Consider the following 3,167-nt stretch of genomic DNA (forward strand, 5'->3'; position numbering starts at 1 on the left):
CGCTGGCCTGGGCCAGCGCCGGCCCGGCGGCGGCGAGGCCGGTGAGCGCAAGGCCGGTGCCGCCGACCAGCTGGCGGCGGGAGGAGGACGGATCGGGTGGGGTCATCCCGCCAGAACCGGGCCCGGCAGCGGCGGTTGCCTGCGGCAGCGGCCATCCGCCGGGCCGTTCCGGCGCCGGCCCGGGCCCTTTCGAGGGCCCCTTCCGAGCGCCTTTCCGGCGGGGCGGCGGGAACCGGAGGCGTCCCGCAATGCTAGTTTCCGGCACGCCATGCCCATACCCGCCACCGCCCGGCCATGGTCCGCCCCGCCCCCCTCCGCCCGCCTGCCGGCGGGTGGCGAGCTGGCTGCACTCATCCGCGGGCTGGACGGCGCGGCAACGCCGCTCGGCCCCCCCGCCGCCTGGCCGGGCTGCCTGCGGGCGACGGTGGACCTGCTGCTCGCGGCGCGGGCGCAGATCGTGCTGTTCTGGGGGCCGGACTACGTCGCGCTCTACAACGACGCCTATGCGCCGACGATCGGGGCGAAGCATCCGCGGGCGCTCGGCCGCCCGGCGCGGGAGAACTGGTCCGAGCTGTGGGACGACCTGGAGCCGCTGCTGCGCGGCGTGCGGGAGACCGGCGAGACCTTCCACGCCCACGACCGCCCCTTCTACATCGAGCGGCACGGCTACGGCGAGACGGTGCATTTCGACGTCTCCTACTCCGCCGTGCGCGACGCGGAGGGGGCGGTCGGCGGCGTGCTCTGCATCGTCTCCGAGACGACCGAGCGCGTGCGGAGCGAGCAGCGGCAGGCCTTCCGCCTGGCGCTGCAGGACCGGCTGCGCCACCTCTCCGACCCCGGCGCGGTCATGGCCACGGTGGTCGAGCTGCTGGGCCGCCATCTCGGCGCCGACCGCGTCGGCTATGGCGAGGTGCAGCCGGACGGCGAGACGGTGATCCTGCACACCTGCTGGACCGATGGGGTGGCGCCGCTGACCGGCGCCTGGCCGCTGGACGGCTTCGGGGTGGAGACCATCGCCCGGCAGCGCTGCGGCCAGACCCAGGCCTGCGCCGACATCGCCGAGGATCCCGACCAGGACCCGGCGGTCTGGGCGGCGATCGAGACGCGGGCCTATGCCTCTGTCCCGCTGATCCGCGGCGGCCGGCTCGCCGCCACGCTCTTCGTCAATTTCCGCGCGCCGCATCGCTGGACGGCGGAGGAGGTCGCGCTGGTCGAGGAGGTCGCGGCCCGCACCTGGGCGGAGGTCGAGCGGGCGCGCGTCGAGCGGCAGCAGGAGCTGATCCTGGGGGAGCTGAACCACCGGGTGAAGAACATCCTCGCCACGGTGCAGGGGATCGCGGTGACCACGCTGAAGGGCACGGCGGACGACCCGCGCCGCTTCGTCACGCATTTCAATGCCCGACTGAAGACGCTGGCGCGGGCGCACGACATGCTGACCGCCCGCCACTGGGAGCCGGCGGGGATCGAATCGACGATCCGCGCCGCCCTGTCCCCCTGGCTGGAGAGCAACCGGGCGGTGCGGCTGGCCATCTCCGACGCGGCGCGGACCGTCGCCGTCTCGCCGCGCCAGGCCCAGGCGCTGGTGCTGGCCTTCCATGAGCTGGCGACCAATGCGGTGAAGTACGGCGCGCTTGCCGTGCCCGGCGGCAGCGTCTCCATCCGCTGCGAGACCGGGCCGGGGCGGCGCGTCCGCCTGCACTGGGCCGAGGCGGGCGGCCCGCCGCTCGCCGGCCCGCCGGCGCGGCGCGGCTTCGGCACCCGGCTGCTGGAACGCGGGCTGGCCGGCGACCTCGGCGCGGAGAGCGAGGTCACGCTGCGCTTCGCGCCGGCCGGGCTGCGGGCGGAGATCGCCTTCCTGCCGGAGCGTATCTCCCGCTGGGAGATGGCGGCGGACACGGCCGAGGATGCCGGGGCGTGACGCGCGCCGCGACCGGTCCGGGGGCCCTGCCGGCGCCCGCCGCGGCGCGTGGACCCGACCGAGGCGGACCGCATCGCGACTGACGACCGGGGCGGTCGGCGCGTGCATCCGATCGACGATGCCGGCGTGGCGCCTGGCCGCGCCGCGGCGCAATCCGCGCCGTCCGGTCGGGGGGCGCGGGCCGGATGCGCATCCCAGGCGCCACGGCGGCTCACCGGCGGATCGCCGCGCCGTGCCGCTGTCGCTTCGTGGTCGCCGGGACCAGCCATGCGTCGCGGCGTTCGCGCCGCGATCCGCCGGGGGGCGTCGCTCACGCCGCGGGCCGGTCCGTCCGCAAACGAGCCGCCTTAGGGCTCCGGGCGCGGTAGCAGGAGGATCATCTCCACCGCCTCCCGCATCGGGCCGGCGCGGGCCGCCGCCGCGTCGCCCCAGCCCCAGAACAAGTCGCCGCGCGCCGCGCCGCGGATGGCGCCGCCGGTGTCCTGCGCCTGCACCAGGCGGCGCAGCGGCGCGCCGTCCAGCGGGTCGCGCGCCTGGATCCAGACCGGCACGCCGAGCGGGATGAAGGCCGGGTCCACCGCCAGGGACCGCCCGGGCGTCAGCGGCGCGCCCAGCGTCCCCGGCGGGCCCTGGTCGGGCCGCAGCGCGTCGTCGCGGCGGAAGAAGACATAGCTGGGATTGGCGTGCAGCAGCGCCCGCGCCGCATCGGCCGGGGCGGCGGCCAGCCAGGCGCGGATCGCCTGCATGGACATGGCCTCCCGCGGGATCTCCCCGCGCTCGATCAGCACCCGGCCGATGGCGCGGTAGGGATGGCCGTTCTTGCCGGCATAGAGCAGCCGCAGCAGGCCGCCATCCGGCAGCAGCACCCGGCCGGAGCCCTGGATCTGCAGGAAGAAGGCCTCGACCGGATCGACATAGGCGAGGTGCCGGGCCAGGCCGTCCAGCGCCCCGGCCTCGATCGCCGCGCGGTCCGGCATGGGCTCGTCGGCCGGCCAGGGGGGCAGGCCGCGCAGCGGGGCGGCGAAGCCGGGCTTGGGGGCAAGCCGGCCGGCGATGACCGGCTCGTAATAGCCGGTCAGCAGCCCGGTGCCGACGGCCTGCGGCCGGAAGCGCCGCTCGAGGAAGGCGCGGGCGTCCTCCGGCGGTATCGTCGCGGCCTCGGCGCAGGCGGCGGCGAGGTCGGCGGGCCGCAGGGCGAGCGGCCCCGCGCCGCCCAGCGGCACCGCCGGGTCGCGCGCCGTGAGCGCCC

The 3,167-nt window shown here is 77.0% G+C and carries 2 protein-coding genes; one reads left to right on the top strand and one right to left on the bottom strand.

The annotated features are described in order from the left end of the window. Window positions 1-268 precede the first annotated feature (268 nt). Complete coding sequence (locus E2C05_RS30245; RefSeq protein ID WP_133223323.1) at window positions 269-1,918, top strand: sensor histidine kinase; 1,650 nt, start codon at window positions 269-271, stop codon at window positions 1,916-1,918. Window positions 1,919-2,265: 347 nt separating this feature from the next. Here E2C05_RS30245 and E2C05_RS30250 read toward each other — a convergent pair. Further along, window positions 2,266-3,167, bottom strand: a 902-nt coding sequence (locus E2C05_RS30250; protein ID WP_133223324.1) for an MltA domain-containing protein, incomplete at its 5' end; no start/stop codon positions are given.

It is taken from the genome of Paracraurococcus ruber (genome assembly GCF_004353985.1).
Lineage (GTDB): Bacteria > Pseudomonadota > Alphaproteobacteria > Acetobacterales > Acetobacteraceae > Paracraurococcus > Paracraurococcus ruber.